We start from the raw sequence: 1,124 nt of genomic DNA on the forward strand, positions 1-1,124 counted from the left end.
AAGGCGTGCTGAGCCCGCCGTCCGCCGAGGGCGGGGCGGACGAGCTGCCCGGCGCATGGCCTCCGGCGAACGCGAAGCCGCTGGACGTCGAGGGGTTCTACGAGCAGGCCACGGCGGCGGGGTACGCGTACGGCCCGTCGTTCCAGGGGCTTCGGGCAGCGTGGCGCGATGGCCGGGATCTGCTGGCCGAGGTGGCACTGCCCGAGGCCGCCGGAGACCATGACGGCTTCGGCATCCACCCGGCGCTCCTGGACGCAGCCCTGCACGCCCTCCTGCTGGCCGACCGGTTCGCCGCCGATTCCGACGCGGCGGAGGCCGAGCAGCTGTGGTTGCCGTTCGTCTGGAATGGCGTATCTCTGCACGCCACCGGCGCGACCACGGTCCGTGTGCGGCTCACCCGCCACCAGGAGAGCGCTGAGGGTGAGCGCGGGCTACGGCTGGTCGTGGCCGATGCCGGGGGTGCTTCCGTGCTCACGGTCGACTCCCTCACCATGCGTCCGGCCGACGCCGATCAGCTTCGGTCCGTGGGCGGACGGGACACCGGTGGGCTGTTCACCCTCGACTGGGCGCCCCTGCCCGCCGTGCCGATCACGATGCAGGACGACGACTGGGTGGTGCTGGGCCGGGACAACGACCACCCGGACCTGACGGCGTTGGTGGCCGCGATGGATGGCGGTACGCCTGCTCCGACGCTGGCCTTGGCGTATCTCCCCGCCGTACGTGAGCCCGCCGACGACGATCTCGCGGCGGGCGCGACCGAGGGTCTCACCGCTGTCGAGCACGCACTGCAATGGGTACAGGGCTGGCTGGCCGAACCGCGCCTGGCCGATGCCCGGTTGGCGGTGGTGACGCGGGGTGCGGTCGCGCACGCCGAGGACGATGTCCCGGACGTGGCCGGTGCCGCCGTATGGGGCCTGCTGCGGAGTGCGCAGGCCGAGAACCCGGACCGCTTCGTCCTCCTGGACACCGAACCGGATCCCCACACCGAGGCGACCCATCGCAGTGTGGCCGACGCCGTGGCCCGTGCCGTACGGGCTGATGAGCCGCAGGTGGTCATGCGGGCCGGGCAGCTGCTGGTGCCTCGACTGACCCCGGCCCGGCGCGCGAGTCATGACGAGCCCACC

The 1,124-nt window shown here is 72.9% G+C and carries 1 protein-coding gene; it reads left to right on the forward strand.

Going from position 1 to position 1,124, the window contains the following annotated elements; all coding sequences use genetic code 11:
• On the forward strand, window positions 1–1,124 hold a 1,124-nt coding region (locus SSOG_RS42580), incomplete at both ends, for a polyketide synthase dehydratase domain-containing protein (protein WP_208867447.1).

The organism is Streptomyces himastatinicus ATCC 53653, from assembly GCF_000158915.1.
GTDB lineage: Bacteria > Actinomycetota > Actinomycetes > Streptomycetales > Streptomycetaceae > Streptomyces > Streptomyces himastatinicus.